The sequence below is a fragment of the Stenotrophomonas sp. YJH_SMC_57 genome (genome assembly GCF_059369755.1).
On the sequence record NZ_JCAFSZ010000016.1, the window covers coordinates 86917 to 101217 of the forward strand.

Here is a 14301-nt window from a genome sequence, read left to right on the forward strand (position 1 = left end):
CGAAACGGACCTGAAATGGAATGGTTGGCTGACCCCTCGATATGGATGGGCCTTGCAACCCTGGTCGTGCTGGAGATCGTTCTCGGCATCGACAACCTGGTGTTCATCGCGATCCTGGCTGACAAGCTGCCGCCGCACCAGCGCGACCGCGCACGGGTGATCGGCCTCACCCTGGCCCTGTTGATGCGGCTGGTGCTGCTGGCGGCGCTGGCCTGGATCATGAAGCTGACCGAGCCGCTGCTTACGCTGTTCGATCACAGCTTCTCCGGGCGTGACCTGATCCTGCTGGGCGGTGGCCTGTTCCTGCTGTTCAAGGGCACGATGGAACTGCACGAACGGCTGGAAGGCCGCGAGCACCATGAGGATGGCAAGAAGGTCTATGCCAGCTTCGCGATGGTGGTGGCGCAGATCGTGGTGCTCGACGCAGTGTTCTCGCTGGACTCGGTGATCACCGCGGTCGGCATGGTCGACAACCTCGGCGTGATGTATGCCGCGGTGACCATCGCGATGGCGCTGATGCTGGTGGCCAGCAAGCCGCTGACCCGTTTCGTCAACAAGCATCCCACGGTGGTGGTGCTGTGCCTGGGCTTCCTGCTGATGATCGGCTTCAGCCTGGTGGCCGAGGGCCTGGGCTACAAGATCCCGAAGGGCTACCTGTACGCGGCCATTGCCTTCTCGATCCTGGTCGAAGCGTTCAACCAGTGGGTGCGTTTCAACCGCGAGCGCAACGAGCGGCGCCAGCCGTTCCGACAGCGCACCGCCGACGCCGTGCTGCGCATGCTGGGGGCGCGTCCGGCCAACGGACACGACGACGAAAGCGAGGACGCACACGCCGATGCCGAAGAGCGGCTGCAGCCGGCCGAGCACGAGATGATCCGCAGCGTGCTGGGGCTGGCCGATCGACCGGTGTCGAGCGTGATGACCGTGCGTGCCGACGTGCAGTGGATCGACCTGGCACGCGGGCAGGATGATGTGGTGGCGCGCCTGGTGGCATCGCCGCACACCCGCCTGCTGGTCGGCGACGGCGATCTGGACAGCCTGCGCGGCGTGGTGCAGAGCCGCGACCTGCTGGCCGACCTGCTGCAGGGCAGGCCGCTGCAGCTGGAAGGCAACCTGCGCGAGCCGCAGTACGTGCTGTCCAGTGCCAGTGCACTGCAGGCGCTGGAGCTGATCCGCCAGCACCCGGTGCCGCTGGCGGTGGCAGTGGACGAGTACGGCAGCGTGGAAGGCCTGGTGACGGCCAACGACCTGCTGGCCGCGATTGCCGGTGACCTGGTGGATACCCAGGACGAACGCTATGGCGTGGTCGCGCAGGGCGAAGGCCAGTGGGAGGCCGACGGTGCGCTGACCCTGGATGACCTGCAGCGCCTGGCCGGTGTCTCGCTGCCGCGCAGCGCGGACTACATGACCATCTCCGGGCTGGTGCTGGAGCGGTTGGGCCGCCTGCCGGACATCGGCGACGCGGTGGAGATCGCCGACGTGCGCATCACCGTGCTGGCGATGGAGAAGCGCCGCATCGCCCGCCTGCGGGTGGAGCGCCTGCCCGGGGCGTGATGCTGCCTCTACCCAATGACACGCGGGCCCGTCACCATGGCGGGCCCGCTTTTCTTCCTGGATGGTTGCAGTGCTGAGTACGATCGGTTTGTTGATGGGCCTGTACGTGGCCTGGCGCCTGTTCTGGCCGCTGCGCCTGCCCACCGCATTGAAGGTCGTGCTGTCGCTGCTGCTGGTGGCTGTGGCCGTGCAGCTGCGCATCGTCGCCACCTTCTGGGGCACGATGGCCTCGCCGGAGATACCGAAGCTGGCGATCGCCACGCTGGCCACCGGCTCGACGGCGGTGCTGCTGCTTGCGCTGGTGATGCTGGTGCTGGACGCAGGACTGCTGCTGTCGCGCCTGCTCCGCCGGCCGCGCGCGGTATCGGCATTGCGCGCCCCCTGGCTGCGTCCCGTGGCCGCTGTGCTGGCGCTGCTGGTCAGCGGTTATGGTGTCAGCCAGGGCATGGCGGTGCCCAAGCCCCGGCAGATCGACGTGGCGATCAAGGATCTGCCGGCCGCCTTCGACGGCTACCGCGTGCTGCAGCTGACCGACATCCATGCCAGCCGCCTGCTGACCGGTGACTGGGTGCGCAGGGTGGTGGAGCAGAGCAATACGCTGAAGCCGGACCTGATCGTGATCACCGGCGACCTGATCGATGGCAGCGTCGAGGCCCGTCGCGATGACGCGCGCCCGCTGGCCGACCTGCATGCGCCGGATGGCGTCATCGCGATCACCGGCAACCACGAGTACTACGCGCAGTACCAGGACTGGATGCAGGCGTTCCGCGCGCTGCACATGCAGGTGCTGGAGAACAGCCATCTGCAGGTGCGTCGTGGTGAGGCGGCGTTGACCATCGCCGGTGTCACCGATCCGGTGGCGGCACGCTATGGACTGCCGCTGCCGGATCTGGACGCGGCGCTGGCCGGTGCCGATCCGTCCGCTCCGGTGATCCTGCTCGATCATCGTCCGCGCAATGCGCGCGAGGCCGCCGCGCGCGGCGTCAAGCTGCAGCTGTCAGGGCATACCCACGGCGGCCAGATCATCGGTATGGACCAGCTGGTGAAACGCGCCAACGGCGGCTATGTCTCCGGCCGCTACGAGGTGGATGGCATGACCCTGTACGTGAGCAACGGTGCAGGCCTGTGGGCCGGGTTCCCTGCGCGCATCGGTGTTCCGTCCGAGATCACCCTGCTGACCTTGCGCCGCGCGCCGTGATGCTGCACACGCCTTCATGGAGGAAGAGGCGATGGCGCATTCCCGCGCTCCGATGGAACGCCTGATCCGCGCCAATGCCGATGAGATCAACCGGCTTCGCCAGGTGATCCGCGATACCGCAGGTACGCGTTGGCGTGGGCCGGAGCAGCGGGCGCTGCACGCTGCGGCCTGCGCCGAGTATCAACTGCGCTACGATCAGCTTGCCTTTCCGGGCGGCTATGACCAGGCGTTGAAACTGCTGGCCGAGCATGACCCGGGCGCGCTGGATGTAGTGCTTACCTTCCTCGAAGTGCGGCCCTACTACTTCCGGTCCGGCTACATGTGGAAGACATTGTTGAAGCGCGTGCAGCGGGTGCCGATGGGCGTGAAGCAGCAGGCGCGGATGCAGAGAATCTTCGATGCCTACGGCGCTTACCGGGTGGCACGCCTGCACTCCCGTTAGCTCCAGGCCATCCAGCAAGATCGCCCTGCATCCAGCATTCAAACGGGCTCCGGATCAGAGATCATCTGCACGGGGTTCTCAAATAGGGAAAGACACCATGCAGGAAGCACATCACTCACGCGGGCGTTCGCGCTTCGTCGCACTGCTGGTCGGTGCACTGCTGCTGGCCGGTTGCCAGCGCACACCGGAGGTGCCTGGCGAGGCACCCGCGGCAGACACGCCGGTTGCCGCGCCAGTGGCCAGCACCGACCTCTCCCCGCTGCTCGATGCCATGCCGACGTGTGCGCTGGAGGGCTGGTACATCGATCAACAAACCGATCGCCCGGCCCACCCCTGGTTGGCCGCGAATGCACCAACGCCCTGCCGGGAGGACGCGGAGAACGAGATCGCCACGTTCTGCGTACAGGGCCAGTGGAAGGGGCTGCCCGTGGACGAAGTGATTCTGCCGACGATGACGTTCGTGTCGTTCCGTGGGGCGAAGATCGGCCTGCCGCTGGAGAAAGCGCGCCCGATCATCCGCAAGCACTTCGGGCAGGATTTTCCGGGCGGTGCCGCCTACGAAGAGGGGCGCGAGCCGAAACTGATGGCCGACCCCGAGGATGCGCAGCGTTCGTGGCTGCTGTGCAGCACCCCGGAACTGGGGCACGACGTGGACAGTGAGGGAAGCGTCCGCTATGCCGGCATGAACCTGCCCTACGACCACGACGGTTGCAGCTACCGCTACAGCCCGGTCGACTTCTGCGATGCGCGGCATCGCGCGCGCATCGAGGATGCGCTGCAGAACCAGAAGCCCAATTTCAACCAGCACTATCTGCTGGTGCAGACCGATGATCGCCCTGAGTACTTCCAGCGCACGGTGGTGCTGGTCGATACCCGCACCGGCGAGGCGACACCGCTGCCGATCGACGCCTTCACCGGAGCAGCGGGGAAGGGCGGAGAGGCTACCGGCTACGGGACTCTGGAGACGGGCGTGGACCAGCAGCAGTTCTGCCTCGATGGCGCATTGCTGGTCTACCGCGTGTTCGAGGAGGGGCGCTTCTGCTTCGGCTTTGACGGCGAGCGTTTCACCGGCCATGAAACCCAGTACATGCAGGCGACGGACAGCCGATGACCGGTATTTCACCCCGGCCATGACATCCTGCTTCGAACCTGTGCAACCGGGATCGAGGCTGTTGAAGGCGAATACGCAATGACCGTGGCGCGGCAGCGCTCGATGTGGGTGGCCGGCCTGTCCACGGTGGTGGAGTGGTACGACTTCACCCTGTACCTGTACTTCGCCACGGTACTGTCGCGGGTGTTCTTTGGCGGTGGCGAGCAGGCGATGCTGGTCACCCTGGCCGGCTTCGCGGTGTCCTACCTGATGCGCCCGCTCGGCGCGCTGTGCTTTGGCCACCTGGGTGACCGGCTGGGCCGGCGCTGGATGCTGCTGGCCTCGATGGCGTTGATGGCGGCGGCGATGCTGGCCACCGCCCTGCTGCCGACTGCTGCAACGGCGGGCACCACCGCCGGCGTGCTGCTGCTGGTGCTGCGCTGCGTGATGGCGTTCTCGGTGGGCGGTGAATACACCGGCGTGGTCGCGTATCTGCTGGAAAGCGCGCCGGAACGGCGACGCGGCCTGGTGACCTCGCTGGCCTCTGCCGCCAGTGAAGTCGGTGCGCTGCTGGCGGTGGCGATCTCGGCAGCGACGGTGGCGTTGCTGCCCACCGTGCAACTGGACAGCTGGGGTTGGCGCATTCCGTTCTTCGTCGGCGCGGCGCTGGCGCTGGTGATCCTCGTCGCACGCTCGGGAATGCACGAGTCGCCCGAGTTCGAGCGCCAGCGCCGCGAGGGCAGCATTCCGGCCACGCCGCTGAGGCACGTGCTGCGCCATCATCCGCGGGCGGTGGCGCGCACCTTCGCGATCTCAGCACTGGGCTCGATCACCTACTACGTGGGCATCACCTATGTGCCGGCGTTCCTGCATGCGCAGGGCCACGACGAAGGCGATGCGCTGTGGTTGTCGACGATTGCGGCGGTGGCGGTGATCGCGATCACGCCATTGTGTGGGGCGTTGTCCGATCGCATTGGACGGCGGCCGATGCTGTTGGGCCTGACCGTGCTGGCGGCGCTGCTGCCGCTGTCGCTGTTCGCGTGGATGGCGCAGGCAACGGCATGGGGCATCGCGCTGGCGGCGGTCCTGCTGGCCTGCGTGGCCGGTGGGGTCAGTGCGGTGGCGGCACCGGCCACGGCCGAGCAGTTCCCCGGCGAAGGCCGGGTCAGCGGGCTGGCACTGGGGGTGACCATGGCGACGGCGGTGTTCGGTGGCGCAACGCCATGGCTGGCGCAATGGTGGGTGCAACACAGCGGCTGGGCGGCAGCGCCAGGTGCGATGATCGCGCTGGTGGCGGTGCTGGTGCTGCCGGTGCTGTGGACCCTGCCCGAGACGGTCCCGGGCAGGTCCAGGCGCTAGCCGATCAGACCTTCAGGGTCTGCTCGATGTCGGCCAGTACGGCGGCCGCATCCACGCCGATGGCGACAGACTGCAGCACATGCCCATCCCACACGCTGGGGCCGAAACCCATGCCTTCCGGCTTGGGAATGGTCATGCCGCGGGCGACGCCGTCGGTGGCCACGCGCACGCTGGCGCGCTCGAACTGGAACAGTTCCGGGCGGGTCAGCGCGATGCAGGCGCAGCAGTCGTGCACGACCATGCCCTTGTGGCCGGCCTGCAGGTAGAAGTCCACGTAGTCCTGCGACAGCGCGCGCACCAGCTCGGCGTCGGCACCGCCGATCCCGGCCAGCGTGTCCAGGCCGTCACGGTCCATCTCCACGCGGGTGGTCACGTCCAGGCCGATCGCGGTGACCGGCCAATTGGTGGTGAACACCACGTCGGCCGCTTCGGCATCGCCCCAGATGTTGGCCTCGGCGGCCGGGGTGATGTTGCCGTTGACGTGGAAGGCGCCGCCCATGATCACCACGCCGCGCACCAGGCCGGCGATGTCCGGGGCCTGCTGCAGGGCCAGCGCCAGGTTGGTCATGCGGCCCACGGCAACCAGGGTCACTTCGCCCGGGTGGGCGCGGACCAGGTCGATGATCAGCTGCGCGGCCGGGCGCGCGTCGGCGGCTACGTCCAGTTGCGCCGGCACCGGGTGGTTGCCCAGGCCGTTGTGGCCGTGGATGTGCACCGGCCACGCTTCCGGAGTGGCTTCCGGCTGCAGCGGGCCTGCCGCGCCGCGCGCGACCGGGGCGGCAAAGCCCCAGGCCTGCTTCAGGTACAGCGCATTGTGCGTGGTCGATTCAACCGAGGCGTTGCCGAAGGTGGTGGTGACGCCGATCAGGTCGATCTGCGGGTGCTTGTGCAGGTACAGCAGGGCCAGGGCGTCGTCGACGCCCGGGTCGGTATCGAAAATGACTTTCAGCATGTTGTTGTTCTTCTTCTTCCGTGTGGTGCGGGGGGCGCCGGCGGCCACGGGGCAGGCCGGCGCGCCCTACATTGTCCCATCTTCATGACAGGCAGGGCCAATGCCGGGGCGGGGCGGCATAATGCGGCCAGTCCAGGCACGGAACCGCCGCATGCTGATCCTCGCCCTTCTGCTGGTCCTGCTGGTGCTGGGCCTGAATCTGGTCGCCACGGTGCTCATTGTCCGGCGCGACGGCCTGTCGGCAGGCGGTCGCACGGTGCAGCTGCTGCTGGTCTGGCTGCTGCCGCTGGTCGGCGCGATCCTGTGCATGGCGGTGGCCACCACCGATGGCTCGGGCAGCCGGGGCGATAACGGCCTCGGCGGCGCCTACGACTACTCGGGAGGCCATTCCAGTGACAGCCACAGCCATCACGGCCACAGCAGCTCCGACTGCAGCGGTGATGGTGGTGGCAGTGACGGCGGCAGCTGCGGTGGCGGCGATTGATGAGACGTCAAGGGGGGCCGGCCAGCGGCCGGCACTACCCAGCCCTGGTAGTGCCGGCCGCTGGCCGGCAACCTCAGCAGCTCAGCCGCCGCCTGCGGTCGGCAACGGCGCCGGCACGTTCAGCAGCCCACCCGCTGCCACATAGGCGGCCAATGCCTGGCCCTGGCTCAGCAGATGGCGCTCCATGGTGCGTTCGGCGGCCTGCGCGTCGCGGCGGCGGAAGCACTCCATCAGTTCGCGGTGTTCGGCCAGCGACTGCGCGGTACGGCCCGGGGTCAGCAGCTGGCGGCCGCGATGCATCTTCAGGATGCGGTGCAGGTCATGGGTGATGCGGATCAGCCACGGGTTGCCGGCGTAGTGCTGTACGGTTTCGTGGATCAGGTAGTTGTTGCGGTAGTACTCGGCGATGTTGCCTTCGGCCGCCGCCGCTTCCATCGCTGCATGCAGGTCCTCCAGCTGCTGCACGCCGGCATCGTCGATATGCCTGACCGCCTCATGCGCGCAGCGGCCTTCCAGCATCGCCATCACCGGGAACAGCTGGTTGAGGTCTTCCAGGGTGAGCCGGGTGACCCGCGCGCCACGCCCGGCATCGATCTGCACCAGGCCTTCGGCGGCCAGCAGCTTCAGCGCTTCGCGCAGCGGCGTGCGGCTGATGCCCAGTTCCTCGCACAGCGCGGGCTCGTCGATCCACTCACCCGGCGGCAGCCGGTAATCGTAGATACGCTCGCGCACATGCTCGGCCACCTCTTCATACAGAGGGGCGCGCTTCTTCGGGGACCGTGGAGCAGGGGCAATGGCCATGGTGGAAGTGTACCGCCAGGTAGTGCCGGCCGCTGGCCGGCAACCCATGATTGCGGGATGGCTTCATGAGATTGCCGGCCAGCGGCCGGCACTACCGTTGGGTGGTTACATCCAGCCCGGCACCACGAACACCAGCCAGGCCAGCAGCGGCCCCAGTGCCACCACCAGGCCGCTGTAGACCAGGAAGCGGCGGAACAGGGTCTCGCGTTCTTCCTTGGCGGCCGACGCCACCACCAGTGCGCCGTTGGTCGAGAACGGGCTGACATCGACGATGGTCGATGACACCGCCAGCGCACAGATCACGCCGGCCGCGCTGAGGTGGCCCTGCATCAGGAACGGCACCGCCAGCGGAATGGTGGCGCCCAGCACGGCGGCCGACGAGGCAAATGCGGAGACGATGCCACCGACGTAGCAGACCAGCAGTGCTCCGAGCAGCGGGATGCCGATATCGGATACACCATTGCCGATGAAGTCCACTGCACCCGCATGTTCCAGTACGCCGATATAGGTCACCACGCCACAGATCAGCAGCACGGTGGACCAGCTGATGCCATCGACCGCCCCTTTCTGGCTCTGCGGCGACAGCAGCGCCAACGCCACCGCCACGGTGATCGAGACCAGGCCGACGTTGAGGTTGTAGATCAGCGCGGCCACGCCCAGGCCCAGCAGGCCGATCAGGGTGAACAGCCGCTCGCGGGTCAGGTTCACCGCATCCAGTGCCACCGGATCATTGGACAGGGTGCCACCGCCGGCGGCAACCAGCGCGCCATGGCCTTCGATCGCGAACTGGCGCGACGATGCCTGCGGGCCACCTGCCATCGCCAGCTCGGCATTGCCGACCGTTCCCGCTGCGGTGATCGAGCCGCGTCGCAGCAGGGCGATGCCACCGAAGGCGAAGAAGCAGATCGTCGCCATCATCAGGTTGAAGCCCAGGCTGGTCAGGAACACCGCCATCTCGGTTACTTCCAGCCCGGCCTTCTGCACCACGCCATTGGTGATGCTGCCGTACACGCTGATCGGCGAGAAGCCGCCCGCCTGCGCACCATGAATGACCAGCAGGCCCATCATCAGCGGATTGATGTTGTACTGCTTGGCAAAGCGCAGGGCGACCGGGCCGATGATGGCGACCGCGGCGGGGCCCAGCGCACCGAACGCGGTGAGCACCGCGGTGATCACGAACATCACCCACGGAATGGCCACGATATGGCCGCGCACCGCTTTCACTGCCCAGTGCACCAGCAGGTCGATGGTGCCGTTCTTCTGCGCGATGGCGAACAGATAGGTGATGCCGACCAGGGTCAGGAACAGATCGCCTGGAAAGCCGGCCAGGACTTCCTTGCCTCCCATGTCGACCCACAGCCCGCCGATGATGAAAGCCAGCGCGAAAGCGACGGCGCCCATGTTGATCGGCATTGCCGTGGCGACGATGAACATGATCACCAGGCCGATGATCGTTGCGATTTGTGGACTCATGCGCCCTCCCAGACACGTGACTCACGTACAGCGCGGATGGAGACCCGCCATCCCGGGGTAAGGCGACGTACGGCGTGTTGCGTGATACGTACTGCTCGAACCCGTTACTGCAGCCGCTCCAGCGCACTGCGGACCCACGCCGCGGCGCCTTCAAGGCTCTGGAACTCTTCCACCGCGCGTACCTGGCAGCACGGATAGGACGGCGCGACCATGCGTGCCAGCGCGTTGCCCGGGCCCAGCTGCAGGAACACCCGTGCGCCGCGCTCGAAGGCCTGGCGCATCACCTGCGCCCACTCGATGGTCTGTGCCAGCTGCGCCGACAGCGTGTGCACCACGGCGGCGCCATCACGCACCGGGCGGGCATCGACGCCGGCCAGCAGGGGCAGCCGCGGCGCACGCACCTGCGCGGCCCGCAGCGCTGCGGCAAACGGTACCTGCGCACCGGCCAACAGCGGGGTGTGTGCGGGCACATGGACCGGCAGCGGACGGATCTCCGCGCCATGTGCCTGCGCGTCTGCGGCCAGCGCGTGCAGCGAGCGCTGTGCACCGCCCACGATGAAGTGGTCATGGCCATTGGCGATGGCGATGAAGGCGCCATGCGTGTCGCACAACCGCTGCGTGGCATCGCGGTCCAGCCCCAGCACTGCCTGCAGCCCAGCATCGCGAGGGCTGGCGGCGTCCATCAGGCGCGCGCGCTGCGCGGACAGTGCCAGGCAGGTGGTGGTGTCGAAGCTGCCGGCGATGGCGTGCGCGGCGAGCTCGCCGATGCTGTAGCCGGCGATCAACGTCGGCGTCGGCAACACCTCGCGCAGGCCCTGCCAGTGCGCCAGGCTGGCTGCGCACAGCAGGGGCTGCGCCTGCATATTGTCGAAACGGTCGTCGGCCGCCGCAGCAGCGAACACATCGCGGCCCAGCAGTTCGCCGGTGGCATCGAGCAGCGGTCGCGCGGCGGCCAGGCCGCGCACGCGATCGAACATCGCCGGATGCTGTGCGCCTTGTCCGGGACAGAGCAGCGCCAGGCTCATGCGGCCTCCTGCTGCAACAGGAACACGCTGCAGGCGAGCAGGTCGGCGCTGCCGCCGGGACTCAGGCGGCGCACGACGAAGGCATCGGCGATCTGTTGCAGGCGCGGCCGCCAATCGTGCGCGAAGGCCCCGCCGTCGGCCAGGAAACGGTGGGCCTGCTGCCGTGCCCAGCGCAGGCCTTCAGCGCCTCCGCGATGCAGCAGGTTGAGGTCTTCGGTGTGTGCGACCAGCTGCATCAGCGTGTGGCACATCGCGGCTTCGCGTGCCAGGCCATTGGCCAGCGCGTGGCGCAGGGTGGGCAACGCCACCTCGCGCAGCAGCGGATAGCCTGCGGCGGCGTGTTCGCGCACACCGGGCACGCTGTGCCGGGCGCGCGCACGTTGGCCTGGGCTGCCTGCATCCAGCGGGGCATGTGCGAAGTGCCCCGCCCAGCGACGTACCTCCAGGCAGACCCGCTCACCGCTGGTGGCATGGCCCAGGCGGGAACGGCAGGCAGCGGCGGCCGCGACCAGCAGGCCGAGGCTGAAGATCGCGCCACGATGGGTATTGATGCCGGCGGTCGCGCGCAGCATCGCCGCTTCGGCGGCGATGCCACACCGGCGCAGGGCATCGAAGTCCGCCCCGGCTGCACCGAGGTGGGCCACGGCAGCGAAATAGTGGCGCAGCGCGAACAGGCTGCGCAGGAATGTGCCGGCGTCCATGTCGTGATGGCTGCCGGTGTCGAATGGCGTGACCAGCCCGGGCTTGGGCGCCAGCGCCAGCTCCGCGTGCAGGCTGGTGACGGCCAGGCGCCCCAGGCGCGCGCTGTCCGCGGCAGCTGCCGCTCGGATATTCGGCTGCGCGACGGCGCTCATGCGGTCACCCCGGCGGGGGCGAACACGGACTCGCGCAATTCCAGGGCGGCGCCGTCGTGGCGCTTGACCAGTACTTCGCGGCTGCGTCCCGCGTACTCCCGCCAGTTCACGGCGGCATCGCCGGACAGGCACAGTTCGCCATCGACCCGGCGGCCGTGTTGGGTTTCCCAGGCCAGCAGCCGTGCAACCAGGGCATCGGCCTGTGCGATGGTGTCGATCCGCCACAGCAGATCGATGTCCGAACGCGCGTGCACATAGTGCAGGCCGGTCAGGTGCTGCCACGCGAAGGCACCGAATACATGCGCGGCAGCGATGCCGTGCAGTGCCTGCAGGGGGCGTTGCCAGTCCCGCGCAACGCTGCCTTCCAGCACCGTATGAAGTGATGGTGGCGGTGCGGTGCGCAGTACATCGCGTGCCGGCACGCGCAGGGCGAGGCGCAGTTTGCCCTCGGCCGGCGGCAGCGGCACGCCCAGGCGCAGCCGGCGATCGGCATCGTCGGCGGCACGTCGCGCGACGATGGCCGGCAGGCCCTGCGCGAGCCAGTCGGCCAAGCGCGCCTCATGCGCGGCGATGTCCGCCTGCCAGGCTGCGTGTGCCGACAGCCAGACCAGCGTATGCCGGGGCAAGCGCTCAGGCATCGCCCTGGCTCACCGCAGTGGCCACCGCTGCGGCCAGGCGACGCCCGCCACGTTCGGCCCCCCGCACGGCGCGGCGGTCGCCATCGGTGGGCGTGCGCAGCGCCTGCAGCAGGTGTGCGGCCAGGTCGCCGCGCCAGATCGAATCCACCGCGCCCATCGCCACGTAGTTCTCCACGCCCGGCGCGAATACCGGCGAGCTCTGGCTGAGTGCCTGCAGTTTCTCCAGCGGCTGCTTGGTCACCCGCGCCATCGCGCGCAGGTCCATCACCCGCACCTGCGCATCGGGCAGGGCATGGATGTGGTCGGCCATCAGCCCGAAGGACAGGAACCCACCGCTCACCGATTCACCGTAGACCAGGGTGACCAGGCGGGCGCCACGGCGGCGGGCCAGATCCAACGTCTGCGCCAGGTGCGCGAAACAGCCGTTGATGCCGAGCAGTTCGTCGCGGCGCGCCAGGCGCTGGCCGGCGGTGTCGACCAGCATCACGATCGGTCGGTGGGGATGCGCGGCGGTGCTGGCCAGCACGGTTCCGGCCAGTGCCAGTGCGTGGTCCACGCCCACCTCGAGCTTGTCGGCGGTGCCGATCACGGTCACGTCGCCGTCGTCGGTGCTGGCGGTTCCGGTCAGCACCGAGTCCTCCACGGCAACGGCGTGGCCACGCGGAAACAGGGCATCGAGCAGCGCGTGCAGGGGCAGGCTCATGGCAGGCTCCGATCGGCGGTGGCGACGAGGAAGTCGTCGGTGTCCAGCAGCGGCAGCCGCTCGGGTTCGGTGATGCCCAGCAGCGACCAGATCTCAAGACCATCGCGGCATCCGCCCCAGGCCTGCACGCGTGCTTTCAATGCGGCATGACGTGCCTGCAGGGCATTCAGTGCGGCATCGGCATCGGTGCTGGCGGTGTCCGCCAGCAGCGCATCGAATGCCGCCTGCGCGAACGCCCCGATGGCATCGGGCACCAGCACCTGGGCCTGGTCGATCAGGTAGCGGTGCTTGCCGCCAGTCACCCGCCAGACCAGCGCGCGGTCGCGGGAATCGAACTCTTCCACGCCGCGAACGGTTTCGATCACCTCCGGCCCGGACAGCGACAGCCGGCCTTCCTCGGACATGATCACCGTGCTGCAGCAACGGGCAACGATGCCCATGCCACCGAACGCGCCGTTGCCACTGCCGATCAGCGCGACCACCGGGACGCCCGCAGCGCGTGCATCCAGGGTGGCGCGCATGATCTCGGAGATGGCAATCAGGCCGGCATTGGCTTCGTGCAGGCGTACGCCGCCGGTATCAAGCAGCAGCAACACCCCATCGGGACGGGTCGCTGCTGCGCGGCGCAGCAGGCCGGTCAGCTTGGCGCCGTGCACTTCGCCCACGCCGCCCCCCATGAATTCCCCCTGCTGCGCGGCCAGCAGCACGCGCTTGCCGCGAAGCATGGCTTCGCCGACGACGATGCCATCGTCGAATGCGGCTGGCTGGTCGAGCTGTGCCAGATGGGGGCTCATCATCCGTCGCGCCGGGCCCAGGAACTCGCGGAACGAACCCGCATCGACCAGCCCGGCAATGCGTTCGCGCGCATCGGCTTCGTAGTAGCTGTGGCGCTGGACGTGGCTCATGGCGTGCCTCCGGCCAGCAGGGTTTCCACCGCCTGGTCCAGGCGCAGGCTGACCACCGCCGGGGTGGCGCCGGCATCGTTGATCGAGATGCGCACATCGCGCAGCGGATGGCGCTGTGCGAAATCGCCGATCACCGCCTCCCATACGCGGCCGAAGCCCTGCGCGGCGGTGACGATGCGCACCGTCATCGCGCCCTCCAGTGCTGCCGGCTCCAGCAGGATTTCCAGGTTGCCCGAGGCCAACACGCCGACCAGCACCGCATCGCGCGGGAACTGCACCGGGGTGCGTCCTTCGAATCGATAGTCGAGGGTTTCCATGCTCAGCCCCTTACCAGTTGCGGAAGCGCTTGGGCGGGTCGTACAGACCGCCGGACCAGCGCACCAGATCCTTCACCGAACGTGCCGCCAGCAGGTCGCGGCTGGCATCACGCACGGAGATGCCCAGGTCTTCCGGGCGGCGGATGACGCCACGGTCGCGCAGGTTCTCGACCATCGCGCGATCGCGGCCCAGGCCGACCGCCGTATAGCCGGACACGCCGCGGATCGCCTGTTCGCGTTCTTCCGGCGTGCGGCACAGCAGCAGGTTGGCGATGCCTTCCTCGGTCAGCACGTGGCTGACATCGTCGCCGTAGATCATCACCGGCGGCAGCGGCATGCCGGCGCGCTCGGCCAGGTCCCAGGCATCCAGGCGATCGACGAAGGCCGGTGCCATGTGTTCGCGGAAGGTTTCCACCATCTGCACCACCAGCTTGCGCCCGCGTGGCATCTCGCCGGGACGGGCGGCCTGCTGGCCGGCCTTGATCCAGGCGGCGCTGGCGTGGCGG

At 68.5% G+C, this 14301-nt stretch carries 16 protein-coding genes; 6 read left to right on the forward strand and 10 right to left on the reverse strand.

Annotation, left to right across the window (positions count from 1 at the left end):
• Positions 1–15: 15 nt before the first annotated feature.
• The 5 genes from AC5P7U_RS19080 (at position 16) to AC5P7U_RS19100 (ending at position 5643) form a co-directional block, all read left to right on the forward strand.
• The gene (locus AC5P7U_RS19080) at positions 16–1554 is read left to right on the forward strand and encodes a TerC family protein (RefSeq protein WP_006423923.1); all 1539 of its coding nucleotides are present in this window, start codon (positions 16–18) and stop codon (positions 1552–1554) included.
• A 61-nt stretch (positions 1555–1615) separates the two neighbouring features.
• A complete protein-coding gene (locus AC5P7U_RS19085; protein ID WP_197563851.1) occupies positions 1616–2752 on the forward strand; it encodes a metallophosphoesterase in 1137 nt (378 codons plus the stop codon).
• A 31-nt stretch (positions 2753–2783) separates the two neighbouring features.
• Positions 2784–3194, forward strand: coding sequence for a hypothetical protein (locus tag AC5P7U_RS19090; RefSeq protein WP_495221356.1), 411 nt, complete (start codon positions 2784–2786; stop codon positions 3192–3194).
• Positions 3195–3291: 97 nt separating this feature from the next.
• Positions 3292–4305 carry a hypothetical protein gene (locus AC5P7U_RS19095; protein WP_006423945.1) on the forward strand — a complete coding sequence of 338 codons (1014 nt, stop codon included), beginning with the start codon at positions 3292–3294 and terminating at the stop codon, positions 4303–4305.
• Positions 4306–4383: 78 nt separating this feature from the next.
• Positions 4384–5643 carry an MFS transporter gene (locus AC5P7U_RS19100; RefSeq protein ID WP_006423946.1) on the forward strand — a complete coding sequence of 420 codons (1260 nt, stop codon included), beginning with the start codon at positions 4384–4386 and terminating at the stop codon, positions 5641–5643.
• 4 nt (positions 5644–5647) lie between these two features.
• Here AC5P7U_RS19100 and AC5P7U_RS19105 read toward each other — a convergent pair whose 3' ends face one another.
• Positions 5648–6595, reverse strand: a complete 948-nt coding sequence (locus tag AC5P7U_RS19105; RefSeq protein ID WP_049458919.1) for a nucleoside hydrolase — start codon at positions 6593–6595, stop codon at positions 5648–5650.
• Between the two features lie 151 nt (positions 6596–6746).
• Between AC5P7U_RS19105 and AC5P7U_RS19110 the strand changes: the two genes are divergently transcribed.
• Entirely contained in the window at positions 6747–7079 is a 333-nt protein-coding gene (locus AC5P7U_RS19110) for a hypothetical protein (RefSeq protein WP_495221357.1), read from the forward strand.
• 81 nt (positions 7080–7160) lie between these two features.
• On the opposite strand, the gene AC5P7U_RS19115 is transcribed toward AC5P7U_RS19110, so the two are convergent.
• The 9 genes from AC5P7U_RS19115 to AC5P7U_RS19155 all read right to left on the reverse strand — a co-directional run.
• Positions 7161–7880, reverse strand: a complete 720-nt coding sequence (locus AC5P7U_RS19115) for a GntR family transcriptional regulator (RefSeq protein ID WP_049458928.1) — start codon at positions 7878–7880, stop codon at positions 7161–7163.
• Positions 7881–7985: 105 nt separating this feature from the next.
• On the reverse strand, positions 7986–9353 hold the full coding sequence (locus tag AC5P7U_RS19120) for an SLC13 family permease (protein ID WP_006424027.1): 1368 nt from the start codon (positions 9351–9353) through the stop codon (positions 7986–7988).
• Between the two features lie 104 nt (positions 9354–9457).
• On the reverse strand, positions 9458–10378 hold the full coding sequence (gene mdcH / locus AC5P7U_RS19125; RefSeq protein ID WP_006424029.1) for a malonate decarboxylase subunit epsilon: 921 nt from the start codon (positions 10376–10378) through the stop codon (positions 9458–9460).
• Positions 10375–11232, reverse strand: a complete 858-nt coding sequence (gene mdcB, locus AC5P7U_RS19130) for a triphosphoribosyl-dephospho-CoA synthase MdcB (protein WP_006424030.1) — start codon at positions 11230–11232, stop codon at positions 10375–10377. The genes mdcH and mdcB overlap by 4 nt, the downstream gene beginning before the upstream one ends.
• Positions 11229–11870 carry a malonate decarboxylase holo-[acyl-carrier-protein] synthase gene (gene mdcG, locus AC5P7U_RS19135; RefSeq protein WP_197563464.1) on the reverse strand — a complete coding sequence of 214 codons (642 nt, stop codon included), beginning with the start codon at positions 11868–11870 and terminating at the stop codon, positions 11229–11231. The genes mdcB and mdcG overlap by 4 nt, the downstream gene beginning before the upstream one ends.
• Entirely contained in the window at positions 11863–12567 is a 705-nt protein-coding gene (gene mdcE / locus AC5P7U_RS19140) for a biotin-independent malonate decarboxylase subunit gamma (protein ID WP_197563494.1), read from the reverse strand. Before mdcE ends, mdcG begins: the two co-directional genes overlap by 8 nt.
• Positions 12568–12569: 2 nt before the next feature.
• Positions 12570–13478: a biotin-independent malonate decarboxylase subunit beta gene (locus AC5P7U_RS19145; RefSeq protein ID WP_006424033.1), complete on the reverse strand. Its 909-nt coding sequence runs from the start codon at positions 13476–13478 to the stop codon at positions 12570–12572.
• Positions 13475–13795 (reverse strand): malonate decarboxylase acyl carrier protein, encoded by a 321-nt coding sequence (gene mdcC / locus AC5P7U_RS19150; protein WP_049458935.1) that lies wholly within the window; start codon positions 13793–13795, stop codon positions 13475–13477. The genes AC5P7U_RS19145 and mdcC overlap by 4 nt, the downstream gene beginning before the upstream one ends.
• A 10-nt stretch (positions 13796–13805) precedes the next feature.
• A partial coding sequence (locus AC5P7U_RS19155) for a malonate decarboxylase subunit alpha (RefSeq protein WP_495221359.1) occupies positions 13806–14301 on the reverse strand: 496 nt, incomplete at its 5' end.